Below are 20,895 nucleotides of genomic sequence, written 5' to 3' on the forward strand. Positions count from 1 at the left end.
CGAGCGAGCGGCTGATTCTGTGAGGATCGGCCATGACCAGGAGGAGTCATGGACGGTGTGGAGGTATCGCCGTACGGTCAGGATCGCGCTGAACGCCTGGCGATGCTGCGTAGTCAGCGCAGTCTGCTGCTCACCCTGTGCGCCGAGATCACCGCGATGCGTCGACGGCTGGCCGATCTTGACCCCAGCGAGTCCTGGACCTCCCAATCTCAGCGAGCGTATCTCCTGTGCGTGACTGACGTGGTGGAACAGGTGGATCTCGTTCTTCACTATCTGAACGAAGCGCTCCACAGCGTGCGCCTGCAAATTTATGACGCGGAGACCCTGTGTCGAGCCTGAACGATGGCAGAACCCGGGGTGAACTGGTCATCTCCGTGGGCGGAACGACCATTGTCGCAACCGAAGTCTTGTTGGTTCAATCTCAATTCCTTTTCTCCATGCACAACGAGGCGATGAACTGGAATACCCGAGCGAATCGGATTCGGCAGATGGACCCGGCGGCCGCGTTTTCGTGGTTCGGGCCAGATCCCTCGCCGGATCTTTTTCACGCCGCGGTGGTGCTCGATCGCCTTCAGCACAGTTGCCAGAATTTGGCGCAGTGCCTCGTGGCGGCGGCCGAGCGGTACGGCTACGCGGAGCGGGTTGCGCAGCAGATGGCGCTGACCCACGGCGCACAGCTGGGCCATGATCTCGGCCAGTTCCTGAGATCTGCGCTGATTTTCGGGGCCGGTACTCCGCTCGGCGCGGCGCTTCCGGGACTGTTCGTGGCGGGACTGCTCGGAAAATCGACCGGCGGTTCTGCCGACGGGGTTGCGATCGACCCGCGCCTGCTCACAAACCCGTCTCTGGTCTCCCTCGTGCGGGTTGCGGTCTCGTCGCTGGATGATGTAGGCGCTGGTCTGGCAGGGATGCCGCGGTCTGTCGGCGTGATGTTCGGCGATGAGGGCCTGGGGGTGATCGGCGTCTCGAGCACTGCCGTCGGTCTGCTGGCCGCGGCGCGCAGCGGAGGCCTGTTCAAGGAGGGCCCGGTGAACGTAGCAGCGGTGGGAGCGTCGGCGCACGCCACACCACCGACAGGTGCCGGCGATTTAGCGGAGAGAATTCCGAAAGCCGTCGCCGGGCAGCCGCAGGTGCGCATCGAGAAGTACGGTACCTCTGAGCATCCATCCTGGGCGGTGTATGTCGGTGGAACGGTCGATTGGAACGCCGTCGCCACGACGGAGCCGTGGGACCTTACCGCCAATGTGACGGCGATCGCGAAGCAGAACGCTGGCTCCTTCTCGGCCGTCATCGACGCCATGAAAGCGGCCGGAATTGCTCCGTCCGACCCGGTTGTCGTTGCCGGCCATTCCCAGGGTGGCCTGGTCGCCACCCAAGTTGCCGCCTACAACCGGTTCAATGTGCAGGCAGTCGCGACGTTCGGGGCGCCTGAATCGCGTGTTCCCGTGCCGCAAGGCGTGGCCACCCTCACCGTTGAACACACCGACGATGTGGTCACCGCGCTCGGCGGAGCGAGTCTGGTCGACTCCGACGACCGTGTGACCGTGCGCCGCGAGGTATTCGCTGCGATGGCACCACCGGTTGGAGAGACTTTGCCAGCTCACCACCTCGACCGCTACCGCGAGACGGCGCTGCTCATCGACACCTCTCCGGAGACGAACCTGCAGGAATTTCGGGACACCGTGACGGGCGTTCTCGGGAGCGATCCGGGGGAGGCTGTCCTGTGGCGGGGCATCCGCTTGCCGCCAGGACCGTCGTCGCAGTAGATGCGGGCTTCGAGTCGTGGCCGGTTCAGTCGCGCGCGGTGACCGGGCGCAAAATCAGGCCGAGCAGCCAGGAGATGATGCCGAGCACCAGGGCGCCGAGCACCCCCCACCAGAAGCTGTCGACGACCAGTCCGAAGCCCAGAAATCCGGAAATCCAACCCACGAGCAGCAGCAGCACGCCGTTGACGATCAGCGCAAACAGGCCGAGCGTCAAAACATAGAGCGGAAAAGCGACGACGCGCAGCACACCACCGATGACGGTGTTCACGAACCCGAAGATGAGCGCGATGAGGAGATAGGTGATGACGCTGGCACCCGCGTCCGGGGCGAAGGGGATGACGTGCACCCCGGTCACGAGCAGGGTGGTGAACCACAGAGCCACCGCGTTGACGATCAGCTTGATCAGGAATCTGGCCATGTCCCCACTATCCCACCGGCGCACGTCTGGCGAAAGCCAGGGCACGTTCATTCGCCATTGCGAATATGCCCGGGCGTAGACTCACCGAGTGAGCCTCTTAGACCGACCTTCAGTTCGCCTGCGCCCGGAGATCATTGCCCTTCCGGCCTATCGGCAGGGCCAGCCGGCCGACGCCAGTGCCTTCAAGCTCTCAAGCAATGAGAACCCGTTTGGCCCCCTGCCCGGCGTTATCGAGGCGGTCGCGGCCGAAACGGCCTACAACCGTTACCCGGATGCTTCGGCGCTCGCCCTGCGCGAACGCCTCGCCAAGAAGTTCAGCCTCGACGTCGACCAGGTGCACATCGGCTCCGGCTCGGTGGCCCTGCTGGCCCAGCTCATTCTCGCCGCAGCTGGACCCGGCGATGAAGTGCTCTACTCCTGGCGGTCGTTCGAGGCCTATCCCTCGCTCGTGACCGTCGCCGGGGCCACGAGCGTGCGGGTGGCCAATCGCGCCGATCACGGCCACGACCTCCCCGAAATGGCCGCCGCCATCGGTGACAACACCCGCGTCGTCATTGTCTGCTCGCCGAACAATCCGACCGGAACGATCGTTACGAAGGACGAATTCGAGGCCTTCATGGCCGTCGTCCCGACCGACCTGCTGGTCATTCTCGATGAGGCATACATCGAGTTCGTCACCGAAGCGGATGCCGTCAACGGCCCGCCGCTGCTCGCCCGCTACCCCAATCTGGTCGTTCTACGCACCTTCTCCAAGGCGTACGGTCTGGCGGGATTGCGTGTCGGTTATGCGCTCGGTGCGGTGGATATTCTGAATGCCGCACGATCAACGGCCATCCCGCTCTCGGTGACGGCGCAGGCCGCAGCGGCCGCTATTGCCTCGCTCAAGGCCGAGAGGGAGCTACTCGATCGGGTTCGCCTCCTCGCCACGCGTCGCGACGCGGCCTGGCAGGTGATGACCAGCCAGGGGTGGAACATCCCTGCGCCCCAGGGCAACTTTCTCTGGCTGCCCACAGGCGCCGAAACGACCAGTGTGGCCGAGGCACTCGGCACAGCCGGCCTGGTGGTGCGACCCTTCGCGGCCGAGGGTATTCGAATCTCAATCGGTGAGGAGCAGGCTGTGGCGACACTCCTACTATTGAGCGCGGATCTTGTCGACGCCCTTCCCGCCGATCACCCGGCTCGGCAGATAGGTTAGTACGGTGTCAGCCACCCGAAACGACGCGACTGCACTGGTTTCTGCAGCGCCCACCCCTGCAGCGCACACGCCCTTTGGTCTCGATGGGGCCGACACCTGCGTGCGCATGATTTCTCCGGGCGGGGTGTTCGAACCGAACGCCGCCGCCGAACAATTCCTGCCCTACCTCGACCGGCTCACCGAGGCGGACCACCGACGTTTCTACCGCGACATGGTCGTGGTGCGCAAGTTCGACACCGAGGCGGCCAACCTGCAGCGTCAGGGCCAGCTCGCTCTCTGGGTTCCGAGCCATGGACAGGAGGCGGCGCAGGTGGGGTCGGCCTACGCGACCCGGCCGCAGGACCACGTTTTCCCCTCCTACCGGGAGCATGTCGTCGGCATGATCCGCGGCCTCGACGTCGTCGATATTCTGCGCATGCTGCGCGGCGTCACCCTGGGCGGATGGGTGCCGGAAGAGCACGGAAACTTTCACCTGTACACCCTCGTGCTGGCCTCGCAGACCCTGCACTCCACCGGCTACGCCATGGGTATGCAGCTCGACGGGTCGACCGCGACCGGCAACCCCGAGACCGATCAGGCCGTCATCGTCTACTACGGTGACGGTGCCTCGTCGCAGGGCGACGCCAGCGAGGCCCTCGTCTTCGCGGCTAGCTACCAGACGCCTCAAGTGTTCTTTCTGCAGAACAATCATTGGGCTATCTCGGTCCCCGTCGCACGTCAGTCCCGCACGCCGCTCTACCTGCGCGCCAGTGGTTTCGGCATGCCCGGCACCCAGATCGACGGCAACGATGTGCTCGCGAGCTTCGCCGTCACGGCGAAATCCCTGGACGACGCCCGCGCCGGCCATGGTCCGTCGCTGATTGAGGCGCTCACCTACCGCGTCGGCGCACACACCACGGCCGACGACCCCACCAAGTACCGAGATCCCGACGAGCTCGCCTACTGGGTGGCGCGCGACCCGATCGTGCGCTTTCGCAACTACCTGCAGGGCCGCGGCATTGAGCAGGAATTCCTCGACGCCGTCGACGAAGAAGCGGCCGACTTCGCCGCCGACACCCGACGAAGGGCGCTCGACATCACCGGCCCGGAGCAATCGGTGATTTTCGACAACGTCTACGCCGAACCGCATCCGCTCGTGGCAGAGCAAAAGGCCTGGCTCGACCGCTACGAAGCCTCTTTCGACGAGGGTGAGAACTGATGACCGCTGCGACTGACACGAGCGTCGCATCCGCTTCGCTGCCAATGACAAAAGCGCTGAACGCCGGGCTGCGTCGAGCAATGCTCGACGACCCCTCGGTGCTGCTGATGGGCGAAGACATCGGCTCGCTCGGCGGAGTCTTTCGGGTCACCGAGGGCCTCATCGCTGAGTTTGGCGACAAGCGGGTGCTGGACACGCCACTCGCCGAGTCCGGCATCATCGGCACGGCCATCGGCCTAGCCATGCGCGGATTTCGGCCGGTTTGCGAGATTCAGTTCGACGGATTCGTCTTCCCCGGCTTCGACCAGATCACCAGCCAGCTGGCCCGCATGCGTAACCGCCACGAGGGCGGCCTCATCATGCCCGTCGTCATTCGCATTCCGTACGGTGGACACATCGGCTCGATCGAGCACCACCAGGAGAGCCCAGAGGCCTATTTCGCGCACACTCCCGGCCTGCGCGTGGTGAGCCCATCCAATCCGCACGACGCCTACTGGATGATGCAGGAAGCGATCACGAGTAACGACCCGGTGATCTTCTTCGAGCCCAAGAGCCGCTACTGGCCCAAGGGTGAGGTGCGATTCGATGAGAGCGGAACACCGCTGCACGCCAGCCGTGTGGTGCGGGCCGGCACCGATGTCACCGTCGTCGGCCATGGCGCCATGGTGAGCGTGCTGTCGCAGGCGGCCGACCTCGCCCAGGCCGAGGGCATCAGTTTGGAGGTCATCGACCTGCGCTCAATCTCCCCGATCGACTACGCACCGATTTTGGGTTCGGTGCAGAAAACCGGTCGTTTGGTCGTCACCCAGGAAGCTCCCGGCTTCGTGAGCGTCGGCAGCGAGATTGCCGCCACGGTCGCCGAGCGCGCGTTTTACACGCTCGAAGCGCCCGTGCTGCGGGTTTCGGGCTTTGACACGCCGTTTCCGCCGGCCGCCGTCGAGACGCACTTCCTGCCCAGCCCCGACCGTGTGCTGGAAGCCGTCGACCGCGTTCTCGCCTACTGATCATCGTTACCTCCACCAGCAGCAGGAAAGGCACAGTATGAGCGTGTCGAAGTTCACTCTCCCCGACGTCGGCGAAGGCCTGACCGAGGCCGAAATCGTCGAGTGGAAGGTCGCTCCGGGCGACACCGTGACGATCAACCAGGTGCTAGTCGAGATTGAAACAGCTAAATCGCTGGTCGAGCTGCCGTCGCCGTTCGTCGGCGTGGTCGGTGAAATATTGGTGGCCGCGGGAACCACCGTCGACGTGGGCACGCTGATCATCACGATCGATTCCAATGCGACCGCCGGCGCAGACCGGCCGGCGGCAGCTCCGGCAGCGGATGCCGCAGCATCGGCCGCCGACACGCTGGCCCTGGATACGAGCGACAGCATCAGCGACGAGGCCCCCGAGCCGGTGCTCGTCGGCCGAGGCGCGGCCGCCATGATGTCCACCCGGCGGCGGCGACACACCGGCGCGAGCGTCGCCCACGAATCCCTTGCCCCCGAAGCCCCGACGCGTACCCGTGCCGTGCCGGCGGCGCCGACCCGGCGCGCGGCATCCGCGGGACCGGTCATGGCGAAGCCGCCGATTCGAAAGCTCGCCAAGGACCTTGGCGTCGACCTTTCCCTCGTCGAGGCGACCGGGCCGGTTGGCGATGTGACCCGTGAGGACGTACTGCGTGGTGCGACCCAGGCCAGCGTGTTCCGCAACATCCAGACGCCGGAATGGCCCGTCGACCGCGACGAACACATTCCAGTGAAGGGCGTGCGTAAGGCCATCGCGCAGGCGATGGTGAAAAGTGCTTTCACGGCTCCGCACGTGAGCCTGTTCGTCGACGTGGATGCCACCCGAACCATGGAATTCGTCAAACGGCTCAAGGCGTCCACCGATTTCGCGGGCATCCGCGTCTCGCCCCTGTTGATCATGGCCAAGGCCATGATCTGGGCCGTGCGGCGAAACCCCACAGTGAACTCCACGTTCACCGAGGAGGAGATCATCGTGCGGCACTACGTGAACCTCGGCATCGCCGCTGCGACTCCGCGCGGGCTGATCGTGCCGAACATCAAGGAAGCGCAGGACATGAGCCTGCTCGAGCTCGCTGCGGCTCTCGAGAAGCTCACCATGACTGCGCGCGACGGTAAGACCAGCCCGGCCGAGATGAGCCACGGCACGATCACGATCACAAATATTGGCGTGTTCGGCATGGACACCGGCACCCCCATTCTCAACTCGGGTGAGGCCGGCATCGTGGCTCTCGGCACGATCAAGCAGAGGCCGTGGGTCGTCGACGGTGAGGTGCGGGCGCGGTTCGTGACCACCATCGGTGCAAGCTTCGACCATCGCGTAGTCGATGGCGACGTCGCGAGCCGTTTTCTCGCCGACGTCGCGAGCATTATTGAAGAGCCCGCACTGCTGTTGGAATAGTCGTGGTCGCACGCGTTGCTAATGGTTTTGACAATCATTATCAACAGGATTATTCTTGAGAAATGCCCAAGAGACATCTCGTAGTTCCGGCACTTCTCGCATCGGCCGCCCTCGTCCTCTCGGGGTGCTCGGCCCAAACGACCGCCGGAGCCGACGGCCCGACCGCTGGCCTCAGGGTCGTTGCGACGACAACCCAGGTCGCTGACTTCACCCGCAACGTCGTGGGAGACGCCGGCGGCGTGGATCTCACGCAGCTCATCCAACCGAATCAGAGCGCCCACAGCTACGATCCGTCTGCGGCGGATCTGACCGCGCTCGGCGCAGCCGACGTGCTCGTCATCAACGGTGTCGGGCTCGAAGAGTGGCTTGACGACGCCATTGCTGCGTCCGGCTTCGACGGCGTATTGATTGATGCTGACGCGGGTATCACCATCTCCGAGGTCGGGGCCGGCGAGCATCAGACCGAAGCTGCGGATGCGGCCGGGGATGCTCACGCCCATGACGGCGGCGACCCGCACATCTGGACCGACGTGCGCAATGCCGAGACAATCGTGCGGACGATCACCGACGGCCTCGCCGCTGCCGACGCCGGCAAGGCCGCCAACTTCGAAACCAATGCGACCGCGTACACGGCCCAGTTGCGCGCCCTCGACACGTGGATCCGCACCAACGTCGATACGGTTCCCGAGAGCGACCGCCTGCTCGTGAGCAATCATGATGCCCTCGGTTACTTCACCGCGGCGTACCACATCGACTATGTCGGCTCGGTGATACCGAGCTTCGACGACAACGCCGAGCCGAGCGCCGCCGAGATTGACTCTCTCGTCGCTGCCGTCAGGGCCACCGGTGTCACAGCCGTCTTTTCCGAAGCTTCCCTGAGCCCCAAAACCGCCAAGACGATCGCGACTGAAGCCGGCGTCACCGTCTACTCCGGCGATGATGCCCTCTACGTCGACTCGCTCGGCCCTGAGGGAAGCGCGGGCGACACGTACATCAAGGCGCAGCTGCACAACGCAACGGTCATGCTCGACTCGTGGGGCGTCACACCCTCCTCGCTGCCCGCCGAGCTGGAATAGTTCCCACGTGATCGAGAACGCTGCTCAAGAAACACCACGAGTACAAACTGCTGCCGCCCTTCGAGTGGCGGCGGCGTCGTTTGCGTACGGTGCCGAACCCGCCCTGACCGGGATTGACTTCGCGGTGTCACCGGGCCAGGCCGTTGCCCTGATCGGCCCGAACGGGTCGGGCAAGTCCACCCTGCTCAAGGGCATACTCGGGCTCATCACCCGCACGTCGGGCACGGTCGAAGTGCTCGGACAGTGGCCGGCGCCGGCCGGCTATATCGGTTACGTACCTCAAACCGACCAGCTCGACCCGCACTTTCCGGTCTCGCTCGAACAGGTGGTCATGATGGGCCGCTACCGGTCGCTCGGTTGGTGGCGCCTGCCTTCCAAAGCAGACCATCGGGCCGTCGCCGAAGCCCTGGAGACCGTCGACCTTGGTGCCCGTGCGAGGACACGCTTCGGTGAACTGTCGGGTGGACAGCAGCAACGCGGTCTGCTCGCGCGCGCCGTGGCATCCGCCCCGCGTTTGTTGCTGCTCGATGAGCCCTTCAACGGTCTCGACCAAATCAACCGGGACGCCCTCATCGAAACCGTGAAACGGCTCAAGCAGCAGGGCGTCGCGGTGCTCGTATCGACCCACGACCTCGACCTCGCTCGTGCCGTCTGTGAGAGTGTGCTGCTGCTCAATGGCGCCCAAGTAGCATTCGGGCCGCGCGACGCGGTGCTGACCCTGGCCAACGTGCAGCAGGCCTTCGGCTCGGTCGGTGTGGAGATGGACGAACACACCATCGTGGTTCCCGGGCACGGGGGTCACTGAGTGGATGTCTTCACCCCGCTGATCACCGCGTTCGACCTGCCGTTCATGGCTCGGGCGCTGCTCGTGCTCGTCGTGCTCAGCTTGGTCGCCGGGCTCGTGGGCGTGCTCGTCAACCTGCGCGGGCTCGAGTTCATCAGCGACGGGCTCACCCATGCCGTTTTTCCCGGCGTGGCCATCGGGTTCGTCTGGGGTGGCCGCGACGGCCTGTTCGTGGGAGCCATGGTGGCGGCCCTCATCGCCGCCGTCGTGCTCACCGTGATCGTCAAGCGCGCAGTCACGTCGGACGCCGCGATCGCCGTCGTGTTCACGGCCATGTTCAGCGTGGGGATCATCGTGGTTTCACGGGAAACAAATTACGTCGGCCAGCTCGACGCCCTGCTGTTCGGACGCTTGCTGACCGTCAGCCCGGCCGAAGTCAATCAGACCGTCAGCGTCTGCCTCATTGCGCTGGTCATGGTCGGATTCACGCTCAAGGAACAGGTCTTCCGGGCCTTCGACCGTGAAGGGACTGCGGCGGCGGGGTATCGGCCGCTCGCTCTCGACATCGTGCTCAACGTCGCCATCGCACTCGTTGTTGTGGCCGCGAGCAGCGCCGTTGGCAACCTGCTCGTGCTCGCCGTGCTGATTGTGCCGGGCGCCGTCGCGCGCCTGGTTACCAATCGCCTGTGGCTGCTCTTTCCGGTGGCGGCAGGCTTCGCCGTTGTAGCCGCCTGGGTTGGGCTCGCCCTTGGCTACGAAGCATCGGTGAATGGCGGCGTCGACCTGCCGAGCGGAGCAACCATCGTGCTCGTGCTCGTCGCCGGCTACGGTGTAGCCCTGGTGTTGCGACTCGCACTCGACCGAATCGGGGGCCACCACCGAACACGGCGCACGGCAAGCCAGCTGGCCGAACCGGCGGCGCCCTGATGGGCTACTTCGAACAGGCCCTCCTCGCGGCTGTGCTGATCGGGGCGCTCAGTGGCCTCGTGGGTACCCTCGTCGTGCTGCGCCAGCGCACCTTCTTCGCCCAGGCCCTCACGCACGCGACCTTTCCGGGAGCGGTAGGGGCGGCGATTTTGGGCGTGAGCATTCCCCTCGGCGCAGCGATAGCGAGCATCTTCATCGTGGGTATCATGACGATGATCGGGCGCGTCAATCGACAGGGGAATCAGGTGGCGTCGGGCATTCTGCTGACCGCCGGGTTCGCGCTCGGCGTTCTGCTGCAGGGACTCAACCCCTCCCTGCCGGTGAAGGTCGATTCCTACCTGGTTGGTTCCATACTCACCGTGACTGCCAGCGATGTGACGCTCGTGGCCATCGTGCTGGCGTTCGCCGTGCTCGCCATCGTCTTTCTGGGCAAGCAGATCATGTTCTCGACCTTCGACGTGAACGGTTATCGCGCCGCCGGTTATCGGGAATGGCCGATCGAACTGCTGACCCTGCTCCTTACTACTGCCACGGTCGTGACCGCGATGCCCGCCGTCGGTGCCATATTGGCCATCGCCCTGATCGCAGCTCCGGCCGCGGCGGCCCGCCTCGTCTCGCGCACGACCACCCAGATGTTTGTCATCGCCCCCGTGCTCGGTGCGGTGTCGGGATTGGCCGGCGTGCTGCTGTCGCGTTCACTCGACGTTGCGGCCGGCCCGACGATCGCCCTGACAGCGACCGGGCTGTTCATGCTGGCCCTTGTGCTTCAACGGCTCGCCGGTACCGTTCGGGCACCCCGCGAAGCGGATGCACGCCGAGCACCGCGAAGATCGCTACGGTTAAAGGCATGAAGCGAAATACCTGGCAGCGTGAGGCCGTGCGCGGTGCCCTCGGCGCCAACGACGGCTTCGTCAGCGCCCAGGCGCTGCACTCCGCGCTGCATGCGACCGGATCTCCCATCGGCCTCGCTACGGTCTACCGTGCCCTCGCCGACCTCGCGACCACGGGTCACGCAGATTCACTGCAGTCGCCAGAGGGCGAGAGCCTGTACCGCTCGTGCAGCACCAACGAACACCACCATCACCTGATCTGCCGCCATTGCGGACTCACGGTCGAAATCGAAGCGGATGCCGTAGAAACGTGGGCGCACAACGTCGCCACGGAGCACGGCTTCACACAGGCGGCCCACGTCGTGGACGTTTTCGGGCTGTGCGAGCGTTGCACGGCCGTCGCGGCGGCGTCCGCGAATCTTACGTGACAGAGACGTTGCGCAACATTCGGTCCTGACTGCCGTTTAGATCACAAGGGTCGCTTAGGTTGTAGACATGAGCTTCTACGCTCGAGCAGCGTACATTGCCGCGGGTGAAGCGTGATTGTGGGTGGGGGAAACAATGGAGGTTGAGCCGCGCGAGACTGCGAGCACGACGATCAGCCTGCTCCTGCGACATGTACGACGGCACGGCGGAGAGACTGCGGTCGTCGAGGTGCTCAACCGCGCCGGAGTGAAGCAGGGTGCGGCAATGCTCGAGGATGCCTCCTCGTGGGTGAGTTACGACACGCGAATTCGGTTGTTCGAGGCTGCGACAGCCGTACTCGATGACCCGAACACCATGTTCGCGGTGGGTGCCGACGCTGTAACTGGCGACATCCAGCCGGTGCTCGTGCAGCTGCTGAGCATGCTGGCTTCCCCAGCCGCAATCTATCGCGCGCTGCCGCGAATGGTGCCGAAATTCACCACGACGTCCACGATCGACGACATGCAGGTCGGCCGGACCAGCGCCACGGTGCGCTACCGGCTGCACGATGGTTACCCCCACTCCCGCTTGGACTGCCAATATGCTCAAGGGCTGTTCTCGGCTGTCCCGGTCGTTTTCGGCCTCTCCCCGGCGCGGGTTGCTCACCCGACGTGTCAGTCCGATGGACACGCCGCGTGCGAATATGTGGTCACCTGGTCGATGCGCTTTCACTGGTGGTCGTGGCGCAGGAGGAAACGCTTCGTGGAGGACTCCCTTTCGGTTCTTCGCGACAAGGTGCGTGAGGTGCAGTTGGCCGCCGCCGACCTGGTCCGCAGCGATCATGTCGACGAGGTGCTGGCGCGGATTGTCGAAGGCGCCGCCTCGGCAGTGCTCGCGCCCGGGTACCTCCTCATCCTGGCGTCTGACGATGGCGGTGCACCGATCGTTCGCCATCGCGGACTCAGCGCCAAACGTGCCGACGATTTGGCCGAAAGGATTCTGCGCGCAGAGGATTTGAGCACGTCCGCGTTGGTTGTAGATATTTGTTCCACTCGCAAGCTCCACGGGTATCTGGCCGCCGTATTCGCGGAGGGGCATGCAGCCATGAACGGAGATCGCTCTCTGCTCGAGGCCTATGCGGGACACGCGGCGGCGGCCCTCGACCTGTTCACAGCGCTCGAAGAGTCCCGGTGTGAAGGGGCGCGAACGGCTGCGCTGCTCGGCCTCGCACACGAGCTTGCAACCAGCGACAGCGTCGAGGTCCTCGCCGGTATCGTCGCCTCGGCCTTGCCCGCTATTGTCAGCGCCGAGATGGCATCCGTCTTGCTGTGGGACGCCGAGCGGGGTGAGCTTCGCCCGATCGCGGCCGAGGGGCTGGGGGAATCTGAACGGGAGCTCCTCCTGCAGTCGACCATCCAGGTGGAGCAGACCCCGGAGCTGATGGGACTGCTCACCAAACGGGAACGCGTCGTGGTCACCGCGGAGGGGGCCAGCCCGGCCTTGTCCAGTCTGCTCCGCGCTATCGGTGCGCACAGCACAGTGGCTGTACCGCTTCTCGCCGGCGACGTATTTCTGGGAGTTGCCACGGTCAGCTGGGGCGCTCCGGTTGGGTCTGAAAGGATGACGGACGCCGCCGTCCGGCTGGAGGGGGCGAGCCACCAGTGCGCCACAGCGATGCAAAAGGCGAGGTTGCTCGCCACGGTCAGACATCAGTCGCAGCACGACTCTTTGACCGGCCTTCCCAACCGGGCTTTGTTCGCACTGAACCTTGACGCCGCGCTCTCGGCCTGCCGTGCCGACACCCTGACCGCAATTGTGTTCTGCGACCTGGACGACTTCAAGCGGGTCAATGATCAGTTGGGCCACCGTGCGGGCGACGAACTCCTGCGGCAGGTTGCCGCACGGTTGCGCACGCAACTCGGTAACGCGGGCACCCTCGGTCGACTGGGCGGCGACGAATTTGCCCTCGTCATCGACGATGTATCCAGCGAACAGGAGGCCATCGACATGGCCGACCGAGTCGTCGAGTCTCTGAACCGGCCATTCCGAGTGGACGGCCGGGACCTGCGCATATCCGCCAGCGTCGGGGTGTCGGTGCACGAGGGCCAGGGCGGTCATGGGGAGAGGCTGCTGGACGCGGCCGACAGCGCAATGTACTCGGCCAAGCGAACGGGGCGCAACCAAGTTGCCGTTGCCGGCCGCGTAACGAGTACCGACGGGCAAAATTCGCTTGTTTCGGAGCTGTCCTCCGCGCTGGAAGCGGGCCAGATGAGATTGTTCTTCCAGCCTGTTGTTGACATTTCCTGCCCCATAACAGATCGGGTGGTCGGTGCCGAGGCGCTCGTCCGTTGGGAGCATCCGCGGCTCGGAATACTGGTGCCGGCGGCATTCCTGCCGCTGGCACAGGAGATGGGCCTCATTGCCGACCTCGACCTGTGGGTGGTCGGGGAAGCGTGCGCGGCCGCTGCAGCGTGGCCGCAACCAGGCGAGTCACCCCTCACCGTAGCGGTCAATCTCGATGCCTCCACGCTCGAAGACGAGCGACTCTTGCCGGCCGTACGAGCGGCGCTCAATCGAAACAACCTGCGTCCTGAACGGCTCCTCCTTGAGGTTGTCGAGAGCAGGGCACTCATCGATCTGCCCGGCATCGTGGAGCGGCTGGTCGAGCTGCGCCGGCTGGGAGTTCGAATCTCACTCGATGACTTCGGCACCGGGTATTCCACTCTCACGTGGCTCAATACCCTCCCGGTCGACCAGATCAAGATCGATCGAAGCTTCATTACCAATGTCCCCGACGAGGTTTCTACCTCTCTCGTGCAGGGCATCCTGGCGCTCGCAGCCAAACTCAACGTGGAAGTGATTGCCGAGGGGGTGGAAACCATCGAGCAACTCGACATTCTTCGAGCCAGTGGATGCGTTCTGGTTCAGGGTTACCTTTTCGGTCGCCCGAAACCGACGCTGGAAACGCGGCTCGTCGGTTCAGCGCCTCTGGCCAGTGTGATCTCTACCCTGGCAGGTGCCGATTTCACACCGGCGGCCGAGGCCAGGATCGTCTGAGGCGATGGAGGCGATGGAGGCGCTGCCCGGCCGCCGGCGGCGTCGCCCGGTTTGCGCCCGGGCCGTCGACCCCGTATCGTTGAAGCCTGCTGCGCCTCTGCGCGCGCATTGCGGCCTGTCCATTTATGTGTAGTCCGCCGACAAGGGATCTTGGGAAGGGCATTCGCCCTTCGGTAATGGAGGAAACCATGGCATCTGTTTGCCAGGTGACCGGAGCTGTTCCCGGCTTCGGACACAACATTTCGCACTCGCACCGGCGCACCAAGCGTCGTTTCGACCCGAACGTTCAGAAGAAGACGTACTACGTGCCGTCGCTTCGTCGCAAGGTCACCTTGACCTTGTCCGCAAAGGGCATCAAGGTTATTGATGCTCGTGGTATCGAGAGTGTTGTCAAAGACGTTCTCGCTCGTGGGGTGAAGATCTAATGGCTAAGGCTCATGACGTACGTCCGATCATCAAGCTTCGTTCCACGGCCGGAACCGGTTACACCTATGTAACCAAGAAGAACCGCCGTAACGACCCCGACCGTCTCGTGCTCAAGAAGTACGACCCGGTCATCCGCAAGCACGTTGACTTCCGTGAGGAGCGCTAAAAATGGCGAAGAAGAGCATGATTGCCAAGAACAACCAGCGCAAGGTCATCGTCGAGCGTTACGCCGTCAAGCGCCTGGAGCTCAAGAAGGCCCTGGTCGACCCCGCTGGCACCGACGAGTCGCGTGAAGCCGCTCGCAAGGGCCTGCAGAAGCTGCCGCGCAACGCGAGCCCGGTGCGCCTGCGCAACCGTGACGCCGTTGACGGTCGGCCCCGTGGCCACCTCTCCAAGTTCGGCATCTCGCGCGTACGTTTCCGCGATATGGCGCACCGCGGCGAGCTGCCCGGCATCACCAAGTCCAGCTGGTAACTCCTTCTGGCAGCCGATGACGTTCAGCTTCAACGGCCTTTGATTCATCCGATCGGGATGTCGACTCACAGTCGGCATCCCGATTTGTGTTGCGCCCGATGAAGGCAAAGGTTTGCGCGCACAGCGAAAAGTACGCGAATCGCTGGGTGAAAGTGTCAAAAACGGTCGCAAATCCGCGGAATCTAGCGGATGTCTGCTAGATTTCATCTCGGTCGAACCGACCAACGGAGCGGCACAACCTGCCGCGCCCGCATCACAAACATCGCTGTTAACACAGACGAAGGTCCGAGGAGGACACTCAATGGCTGACAAGTCGCTGAACAAGACCGAGCTCGTTGCCAAGGTTGCCGCTGACTCCGGACAGAGCCAGGCCGCCGTTGATGGCGTTCTGAACGCTTTCTTCGCAACCCTGGCCGACACCGTTGCCAACGACGGTAAGGTCACCATCCCGGGATGGCTGGGAGTCGAGCGCACCGCTACGGCCGCCCGCACCGGCCGCAACCCGCAGACCGGCGAAGAAATCGCCATCGCAGCCGGCCACCGCGTCAAGCTGACCGCCGGAAGCAAGCTCAAGGCTGCCGCCAAGTAGCTTCTAGTGAGAACGGGGCGTCGACGCGAGTCGGCGTCCCTTTCTGGTTTCCCGGGCACCGTACGCGACGGATCTTCAGGACTGGGCGAATAAGCTAGAAGAGTGCCCCGTCTCGTCCGCGTTCTCGGACCGGCAGCCCTGCTGCTGGTCGCTGTCTTGTCTACCCTTGTCGCGTTGGCCTACGGTGGTGGCGCTGCGGCGCAGCTGCTCGCCGACCCGGGGCCGGTGGTGCGCTGGGGGCTCCCCCTGGCCAAGCTCGTGGTCAATATCGCGGCGGCGGGCACCATCGGTGCACTGGTGCTCACGCTGTTCGCGCTGAGCCCCAAGGAACGCGAATTCAACACCGCCCTGGACTTCGCCGCAGCTTCGTCGGCACTGTTCGCCGTGGCATCCGCCGTCACGGGCTTTTTGACCTTTCTGCAGGTCACCAATGTGCCGTTTGGCGTCAGTGATCAATTCAGTGCCACGGTCGGCCAGTTTTTCAGCCAGATCGAACTGGGGCAGGCCTGGCTTGCGACGACGTTGATCGCCGCCGGCGTTACCGTGTTGTGCTTTGCCGTGCGCAACCAGACGGCGCTGGTCTTCGTGACCGTGCTGGCCCTGACCGCGCTGCTGCCGATGGCTCAGCAGGGCCACTCGGCAGGCGCCGCGGGCCACAACGCCGCGATCACGGCCCTCGGCCTGCACCTCGTCTTCGCGGCCATCTGGCTGGGCGGCCTGCTCACCATCATCGTCCTACGCACCCAGCTGGACGGCGAACGCATCCGTCAGGTGATCGGGCGGTACTCCTCGCTCGCCCTGATCTCCTTCATCGTGGTGGCCGCCTCTGGCTATGTCAACGCTGAACTGCGCGTTGGCAGCTGGGACAACCTGTTCAGTCCCTATGGCTTCCTCGTGCTGGTCAAGGTCATCGCCCTCGTCGCCCTCGGCGGTTTCGGCATTCTGCAACGTCGATTCTTCATCAAGCGGATGCAGCGGAGCGAGCCGGCGCGCGGACGCTGGTTCTGGTGGCTCGTCGTGACCGAGCTCGGCTTCATGGGCCTCGCATCGGGTGTGGCTGCCGCGCTGGCCCGCACGGCGACCCCTATCGCCCAGGTGGTCGCAACGGAGATTCCTCAGTCCACGCCGGCTCAGGTTCTCACCGGCGAAGTGCTCCCGCCCGAGCTGACTTTTTCGCGGTACTTCACGGAGTGGAATTTTGACCTCGCCTGGACTCTGTTCTGTGCCTTCGGCATCTTCTTCTACCTGGCCGGTGCCTGGCGGCTGCACCGCCGCGGCGACGCCTGGCCGATTTACCGCAGCGTGCTTTGGATTCTCGGCATGCTCACCCTGTTCTACATCACCAACGGTGGCGTGAACGTGTACGAGAAGTACCTGTTCTCTACCCACATGCTCGTGCACATGGTGCTGACCATGCTCGTGCCGCTGATGCTTGTGCCGGGCGCTCCCGTGACGCTGGCAGCGCGTGCGATCGCCAAGCGGCAAGATGGCAGCCGTGGCGCACGCGAGTGGATTCTCACCGCCGTGCACTCGCGTTTCGCCGGCATCGTGGCCAACCCGATCGTCGCCGCCGTACTGTTCGGCGTTTCGCTCTGGGTGTTCTACTACACCTCGATCTTCAGTTGGGCGACGACGGACCACATCGGCCACCAGTGGATGATCGTGCACTTTTTGATCACCGGCTATCTGTTCGTACAGTCCCTGATCGGCATCGACCCGGTACCGTACCGGTTGCCGTACGCGTTCCGCCTGCTACTGCTGCTCGTGACCATGGCGTTCCACGCGTTCTTCGGCCTCGCCTTGATGAGCGGCACCGGGCTGCTCCTGGCCGACTGGTATGGCGCGATGGGCCGCACCTGGGGCCCCTCGGCTATCGTCGATCAGCAGATGGGCGGCGGTGTCGCCTGGGGAATCGGCGAATTGCCGACCTTCGTGCTGGCCGTCATCGTTGCAATTCAGTGGAGCCGCGACGACACCAAGGTCACGAGAAGGCTGGATCGCAAGGCCGACCGCAACGAGGATGCCGAGTTGATCGCGTACAACGCGCAGCTGTCCCAACTCGCCCAGCGCGACGTGCAGCCCCGTAGCCACTGAGGCCGGGCAGCGGGCAGCCTCCACGGGCCGCGCAGCCGCGTGGTCGGCTCACGCCGAAAGCTTCCTAGTGCAGCTGGATCGCCAGGGCGCCGCTGGGCTGCACGGTGACGCTGAGCCCCATCGTGAACGGCACGTCTTCGTCGCGAGTGGTGACGTCGCCGTCGAACAGCGACTGAACCTCGACCACGATACGGGCCTCCCCGGGTGCGGCGACCATCTCGAACGACAGCTCGCCGGCGGTGAGTGTGACGGGCGGGTACGCCGTGATCGACCAGGCGGGAGTGCTCTCGATGCGATCATCGATCGTGATGCCCCATGGGCAACTGGTGGGTTGCAGCACCGTCTGGGTGGCGCAGGCGTCGAGGAATTTGTCCAGTTCCGACTGCACCTGGGTCACCATGACCTTGTTCGGCAAAGCGTTCACCTCGACGGCGGTCGGCCCGGCCGCCGTCACGCTCACGGTGGATTTCTTCGCGGTCAGCATGGCCGACTCGTGTTCAAAGGTGTACCGGTTCGGTGCGAAGGCGAGATATGCGGCGGAGGTCGAGAAGGTGGCCGGGGCATCCGCTGCCGTGTGGGCGCGAGTGTCGAGGGTGAGACCGTTGACCGTGAATGATCGTTCATGCAGTACCGACACCTGTAGCACCGCGAGCGGGCTGATGGTGAACTTCCAGGCGTTGAATACACCAGCGAAGGTGCCGGCGCGCTCGACGGTGAACGCCATGCTCGACGCGGTGCCGTTCAACACGAAGTCGAACACGACGGTCTGGGCGGTCCCGTCGTCGTTGGTGGCGGGCGTTGCGGTAGCGCTGGCGAGTTCGATGTTGCGCAGGCCGCCCAGAACGGATGCCCGCAGCAGCGTCTTCGGCAGGTCCGCCGCCGCGTCGTCACTCAGTCCCCAGGCGGCCAAGTCGGCCTTGTCGGGCATGACCCCGCCGAACGCGAGGGCTCCGACGGTATCGCCGCGGCCTAGGGCGTCGAGGTACTGCTCCACAAAGCCGCCGGCGCTGTATACCGTGCCATTGAGGGCGCTGATGGTGCCTCCGAGCCCGGCGGCGAGGAGCGCAGCGACCACCACAATGGCGAGAACGGCCCGGGGCATACTGCCGCGGCGCCCCCTCGCCCGATGCTGTTCGGCCGGAATGGTCACTCCAATATTCTAGGGCGGGAGGGTCGGCCAGGCAGCCAGTGCCCGGTCCCGCGCCCGCACGGGCTGCTGGGCGGTTACAGTGGAACGTCCCCCGTGCAGCATTCGCCTGCCAGAGAAAGTGTGCCGTGTCCGAGATTCCGCTCAGCCGTGAACAGGCTCTGGTCTTCGCGGCGATCGAGGGCACCAAGCAGAACGTCTTCGTCACCGGGCGGGCCGGAACGGGCAAGTCCACCCTGCTGAACCACCTGTCGTGGAACACGAGCAAGCAGATCGTGATCGCCGCTCCCACCGGAGTCGCGGCGCTGAACGTGGGCGGCCAGACCATCCACTCGCTCTTTCGCCTGCCGATCGGGGTCATTGCCGACAGCCCGATCGACCAGAACGACCAAGTGCGCAAGCTCCTCAATACCATCGACACCCTCGTCATCGACGAGGTGTCCATGGTCAACGCCGACCTGATGGACGCGATCGACCGCAGTCTGCGCCAAGCTCGCCAGCGTCCGTTCGACGTGTTCGGCGGGGTGCAGATCGTGCTGTTCGGCGACCCGTACCAGCTGGCCCCGGTTCCCGGCGGCCCCGACGAACGCGCCTATTTCGCCGACCACTACCGGTCGATGTGGTTCTTCGACGCCAAGGTCTGGCGTGATGCCGAGCTCCGCATCTTCGAGTTGACCGAGATTCACCGCCAGCACGACAACGACTTCAAGCTCATGCTCAATGCCGTGCGTCACGGCCAGGTCACTGCCGAGATCGGCGGTGCGCTCAATGGCGCCGGAGCGCGAACCCCGCCGAGTGAGGGCGTGATCACCCTCGCGACGCGTAATGACGCGGTGAACCGCATCAACGCATCCGCTTTGAAGAAACTGTCGGGCAAGTCGCTCACCGCGAAGGCCGATATCACCGGGGATTTCGGCGGCAAGCAGTTTCCCGCTGATGAGGTGCTCGAGCTCAAGGTAGGCGCGCAGGTGATGTTTCTGCGCAACGATTCGGCGCCGGGCGGTGGCCTGCGCTGGGTGAATGGCAGCATCGGCACCGTGACCAAGGTCACCTCAACCGTTTTCGTCAACATCGACGGCGATGTGCACGAGGTGGAACCGACCGTGTGGGAGAAGTACAAGTACACCTACAACGCCGCGACCAAGAAACTGAGCCGGGATGTCGTGGCGGAATTCACGCAGTTTCCGTTGCGACTGGCCTGGGCGGTCACCATCCACAAATCACAGGGTGCCACCTACGAGCGGGCCATCGTCGACCTTGGTGCACGGGTATTCAGCCCTGGCCAGACCTATGTGGCGTTGAGCCGGCTGACCAGCCTCGATGGGTTGTACCTCACCCGGCCGCTGCGCCCGAGCGACATCATCGTCGATGAGAACGTCAAGCGGTTCATGAACATCGAGGTCGTACCGCCGGTGGCGGACCTGGCGGGGCTGGATTCGTCACGTGCGGGGCCGACGGACCCGGAAACCGGGCTACCCGCCTGACACTGTCGGCGGGGTCCGTTTCAGGCGCGGCGGCAAACCTAGTGACCCCCGTGGCCGCCTGGGTCTGGCACATCCAACTCGACCACTCTGTGCGAACCGTGGGGTACCGCAAGGGAGCCAACGTCTGTGGCGGCGAGGGCCGGGGTGGTGAGCGCTGAGAGGAGAAAGCCCCCGACGACAAGGCCGGTAAGGAAACGCCAGCCACCGGGACTGGCTGCACCGACGGATGGAGGGTTTCGGCTCGAAGCGCGCCGCATTGCGAGGGCCACAGTGGCGGCCACATATATGTTGAACAGCGATGCCATGGTCATCGGGTACCAGGGCAGACCGGTCTGGGCGCTCGGGACGCCGAGGCCACTTCCGAGGGCAGCGATAGCCCCCCAGATGAATACCGGTATGAGAGCCGCGCCCACGACGACGCGAGGTGCAATCACGCGGCCGCTGGCAAGGGTGGCGATTCCCCAGCTGAGTTCAGCAATGCCGAACCCGACCAGGAGAACCGACAGGAGAAACGGAGCGGTCACGCCCACGGCCAGGTGGATCAGGGCGGCGCCGAGAGCGGCAAAGCCGAGCCAGGTGCGAATGACCGTGGACATGATGATGCTCCTTGGTGAAT

The 20,895-nt window shown here is 64.7% G+C and carries 21 protein-coding genes; 18 read left to right on the forward strand and 3 right to left on the reverse strand.

What is annotated here, in order from left to right:
• Positions 1-48: 48 nt before the first annotated feature.
• Both E3T50_RS09485 and E3T50_RS09490 read left to right on the forward strand, forming a co-directional pair.
• Positions 49-339: a hypothetical protein gene (locus E3T50_RS09485; RefSeq protein WP_134551604.1), complete on the forward strand. Its 291-nt coding sequence runs from the start codon at positions 49-51 to the stop codon at positions 337-339.
• Positions 340-590: 251 nt separating this feature from the next.
• Complete coding sequence (locus E3T50_RS09490; RefSeq protein WP_134551605.1) at positions 591-1,766, forward strand: hypothetical protein; 1,176 nt, start codon at positions 591-593, stop codon at positions 1,764-1,766.
• 25 nt (positions 1,767-1,791) lie between these two features.
• Here E3T50_RS09490 and E3T50_RS09495 read toward each other — a convergent pair whose 3' ends face one another.
• Positions 1,792-2,184 (reverse strand): phage holin family protein, encoded by a 393-nt coding sequence (locus E3T50_RS09495; protein WP_134551606.1) that lies wholly within the window; start codon positions 2,182-2,184, stop codon positions 1,792-1,794.
• An 88-nt stretch (positions 2,185-2,272) separates the two neighbouring features.
• Here E3T50_RS09495 and E3T50_RS09500 point away from each other — a divergent pair, with 88 nt between their 5' ends.
• The 15 genes from E3T50_RS09500 (at position 2,273) to E3T50_RS09570 (ending at position 17,648) form a co-directional block, all read left to right on the forward strand.
• Entirely contained in the window at positions 2,273-3,379 is a 1,107-nt protein-coding gene (locus E3T50_RS09500; RefSeq protein ID WP_134551607.1) for a histidinol-phosphate transaminase, read from the forward strand.
• 106 nt (positions 3,380-3,485) lie between these two features.
• The gene (locus E3T50_RS09505; RefSeq protein WP_134551742.1) at positions 3,486-4,577 is read left to right on the forward strand and encodes a thiamine pyrophosphate-dependent dehydrogenase E1 component subunit alpha; all 1,092 of its coding nucleotides are present in this window, start codon (positions 3,486-3,488) and stop codon (positions 4,575-4,577) included.
• Complete coding sequence (locus E3T50_RS09510; RefSeq protein WP_134551608.1) at positions 4,577-5,581, forward strand: alpha-ketoacid dehydrogenase subunit beta; 1,005 nt, start codon at positions 4,577-4,579, stop codon at positions 5,579-5,581. Before E3T50_RS09505 ends, E3T50_RS09510 begins: the two co-directional genes overlap by 1 nt.
• A 37-nt stretch (positions 5,582-5,618) precedes the next feature.
• On the forward strand, positions 5,619-6,986 hold the full coding sequence (locus tag E3T50_RS09515) for a dihydrolipoamide acetyltransferase family protein (protein ID WP_134551609.1): 1,368 nt from the start codon (positions 5,619-5,621) through the stop codon (positions 6,984-6,986).
• A 62-nt stretch (positions 6,987-7,048) separates the two neighbouring features.
• Positions 7,049-8,062: a metal ABC transporter substrate-binding protein gene (locus tag E3T50_RS16660; protein WP_134551610.1), complete on the forward strand. Its 1,014-nt coding sequence runs from the start codon at positions 7,049-7,051 to the stop codon at positions 8,060-8,062.
• Between the two features lie 7 nt (positions 8,063-8,069).
• On the forward strand, positions 8,070-8,867 hold the full coding sequence (locus tag E3T50_RS09525; RefSeq protein ID WP_166784247.1) for a metal ABC transporter ATP-binding protein: 798 nt from the start codon (positions 8,070-8,072) through the stop codon (positions 8,865-8,867).
• Positions 8,868-9,773 (forward strand): metal ABC transporter permease, encoded by a 906-nt coding sequence (locus E3T50_RS09530; protein WP_134551611.1) that lies wholly within the window; start codon positions 8,868-8,870, stop codon positions 9,771-9,773.
• A complete protein-coding gene (locus tag E3T50_RS09535; RefSeq protein WP_134551612.1) occupies positions 9,773-10,624 on the forward strand; it encodes a metal ABC transporter permease in 852 nt (283 codons plus the stop codon). Before E3T50_RS09530 ends, E3T50_RS09535 begins: the two co-directional genes overlap by 1 nt.
• Positions 10,621-11,031 (forward strand): Fur family transcriptional regulator, encoded by a 411-nt coding sequence (locus E3T50_RS09540; protein ID WP_134551613.1) that lies wholly within the window; start codon positions 10,621-10,623, stop codon positions 11,029-11,031. Before E3T50_RS09535 ends, E3T50_RS09540 begins: the two co-directional genes overlap by 4 nt.
• Before the next feature lie 133 nt (positions 11,032-11,164).
• Positions 11,165-14,065, forward strand: a complete 2,901-nt coding sequence (locus E3T50_RS09545) for a putative bifunctional diguanylate cyclase/phosphodiesterase (protein WP_166784264.1) — start codon at positions 11,165-11,167, stop codon at positions 14,063-14,065.
• A 188-nt stretch (positions 14,066-14,253) separates the two neighbouring features.
• Positions 14,254-14,490, forward strand: coding sequence for a 50S ribosomal protein L28 (rpmB, locus tag E3T50_RS09550; protein ID WP_035835252.1), 237 nt, complete (start codon positions 14,254-14,256; stop codon positions 14,488-14,490).
• Entirely contained in the window at positions 14,490-14,657 is a 168-nt protein-coding gene (rpmG, locus tag E3T50_RS09555) for a 50S ribosomal protein L33 (RefSeq protein ID WP_035880539.1), read from the forward strand. The genes rpmB and rpmG overlap by 1 nt, the downstream gene beginning before the upstream one ends.
• 2 nt (positions 14,658-14,659) lie before the next feature.
• Entirely contained in the window at positions 14,660-14,965 is a 306-nt protein-coding gene (rpsN, locus tag E3T50_RS09560; protein WP_092110538.1) for a 30S ribosomal protein S14, read from the forward strand.
• Positions 14,966-15,266: 301 nt separating this feature from the next.
• Positions 15,267-15,554 (forward strand): HU family DNA-binding protein, encoded by a 288-nt coding sequence (locus E3T50_RS09565; RefSeq protein ID WP_066598601.1) that lies wholly within the window; start codon positions 15,267-15,269, stop codon positions 15,552-15,554.
• 102 nt (positions 15,555-15,656) lie between these two features.
• The gene (locus E3T50_RS09570; protein ID WP_134551614.1) at positions 15,657-17,648 is read left to right on the forward strand and encodes a bifunctional copper resistance protein CopD/cytochrome c oxidase assembly protein; all 1,992 of its coding nucleotides are present in this window, start codon (positions 15,657-15,659) and stop codon (positions 17,646-17,648) included.
• Positions 17,649-17,712: 64 nt separating this feature from the next.
• On the opposite strand, the gene E3T50_RS09575 is transcribed toward E3T50_RS09570, so the two are convergent.
• Complete coding sequence (locus tag E3T50_RS09575; RefSeq protein ID WP_134551615.1) at positions 17,713-18,798, reverse strand: hypothetical protein; 1,086 nt, start codon at positions 18,796-18,798, stop codon at positions 17,713-17,715.
• A 125-nt stretch (positions 18,799-18,923) separates the two neighbouring features.
• Between E3T50_RS09575 and E3T50_RS09580 the strand changes: the two genes are divergently transcribed.
• Positions 18,924-20,279 carry an ATP-dependent DNA helicase gene (locus tag E3T50_RS09580; RefSeq protein WP_134551616.1) on the forward strand — a complete coding sequence of 452 codons (1,356 nt, stop codon included), beginning with the start codon at positions 18,924-18,926 and terminating at the stop codon, positions 20,277-20,279.
• A gap of 38 nt (positions 20,280-20,317) precedes the next feature.
• Here E3T50_RS09580 and E3T50_RS09585 read toward each other — a convergent pair whose 3' ends face one another.
• A complete protein-coding gene (locus tag E3T50_RS09585) occupies positions 20,318-20,875 on the reverse strand; it encodes a hypothetical protein (protein ID WP_134551617.1) in 558 nt (185 codons plus the stop codon).
• Positions 20,876-20,895 lie beyond the last annotated feature (20 nt).

The organism is Cryobacterium gelidum (assembly GCF_004403985.1).
In the GTDB taxonomy this organism is placed as follows: domain Bacteria; phylum Actinomycetota; class Actinomycetes; order Actinomycetales; family Microbacteriaceae; genus Cryobacterium; species Cryobacterium gelidum.

What these genes read in the sequence shown, in the direction of transcription:
- E3T50_RS09485 (WP_134551604.1), top strand. Translation starts at nt 49, where the DNA reads ATGGACGGTGTGGAGGTATCGCCGTACGGTCAGGATCGCGCTGAACGC.
- E3T50_RS09495 (WP_134551606.1), bottom strand. Translation starts at nt 2,184, where the DNA reads ATGGCCAGATTCCTGATCAAGCTGATCGTCAACGCGGTGGCTCTGTGG.
- E3T50_RS09505 (WP_134551742.1), top strand. Translation starts at nt 3,486, where the DNA reads ATGATTTCTCCGGGCGGGGTGTTCGAACCGAACGCCGCCGCCGAACAA.
- E3T50_RS09510 (WP_134551608.1), top strand. Translation starts at nt 4,577, where the DNA reads ATGACCGCTGCGACTGACACGAGCGTCGCATCCGCTTCGCTGCCAATG.
- E3T50_RS09515 (WP_134551609.1), top strand. Translation starts at nt 5,619, where the DNA reads ATGAGCGTGTCGAAGTTCACTCTCCCCGACGTCGGCGAAGGCCTGACC.
- E3T50_RS16660 (WP_134551610.1), top strand. Translation starts at nt 7,049, where the DNA reads ATGCCCAAGAGACATCTCGTAGTTCCGGCACTTCTCGCATCGGCCGCC.
- E3T50_RS09535 (WP_134551612.1), top strand. Translation starts at nt 9,773, where the DNA reads ATGGGCTACTTCGAACAGGCCCTCCTCGCGGCTGTGCTGATCGGGGCG.
- E3T50_RS09540 (WP_134551613.1), top strand. Translation starts at nt 10,621, where the DNA reads ATGAAGCGAAATACCTGGCAGCGTGAGGCCGTGCGCGGTGCCCTCGGC.
- E3T50_RS09545 (WP_166784264.1), top strand. Translation starts at nt 11,165, where the DNA reads ATGGAGGTTGAGCCGCGCGAGACTGCGAGCACGACGATCAGCCTGCTC.
- rpmB (WP_035835252.1), top strand. Translation starts at nt 14,254, where the DNA reads ATGGCATCTGTTTGCCAGGTGACCGGAGCTGTTCCCGGCTTCGGACAC.
- rpmG (WP_035880539.1), top strand. Translation starts at nt 14,490, where the DNA reads ATGGCTAAGGCTCATGACGTACGTCCGATCATCAAGCTTCGTTCCACG.
- rpsN (WP_092110538.1), top strand. Translation starts at nt 14,660, where the DNA reads ATGGCGAAGAAGAGCATGATTGCCAAGAACAACCAGCGCAAGGTCATC.
- E3T50_RS09565 (WP_066598601.1), top strand. Translation starts at nt 15,267, where the DNA reads ATGGCTGACAAGTCGCTGAACAAGACCGAGCTCGTTGCCAAGGTTGCC.
- E3T50_RS09585 (WP_134551617.1), bottom strand. Translation starts at nt 20,875, where the DNA reads ATGTCCACGGTCATTCGCACCTGGCTCGGCTTTGCCGCTCTCGGCGCC.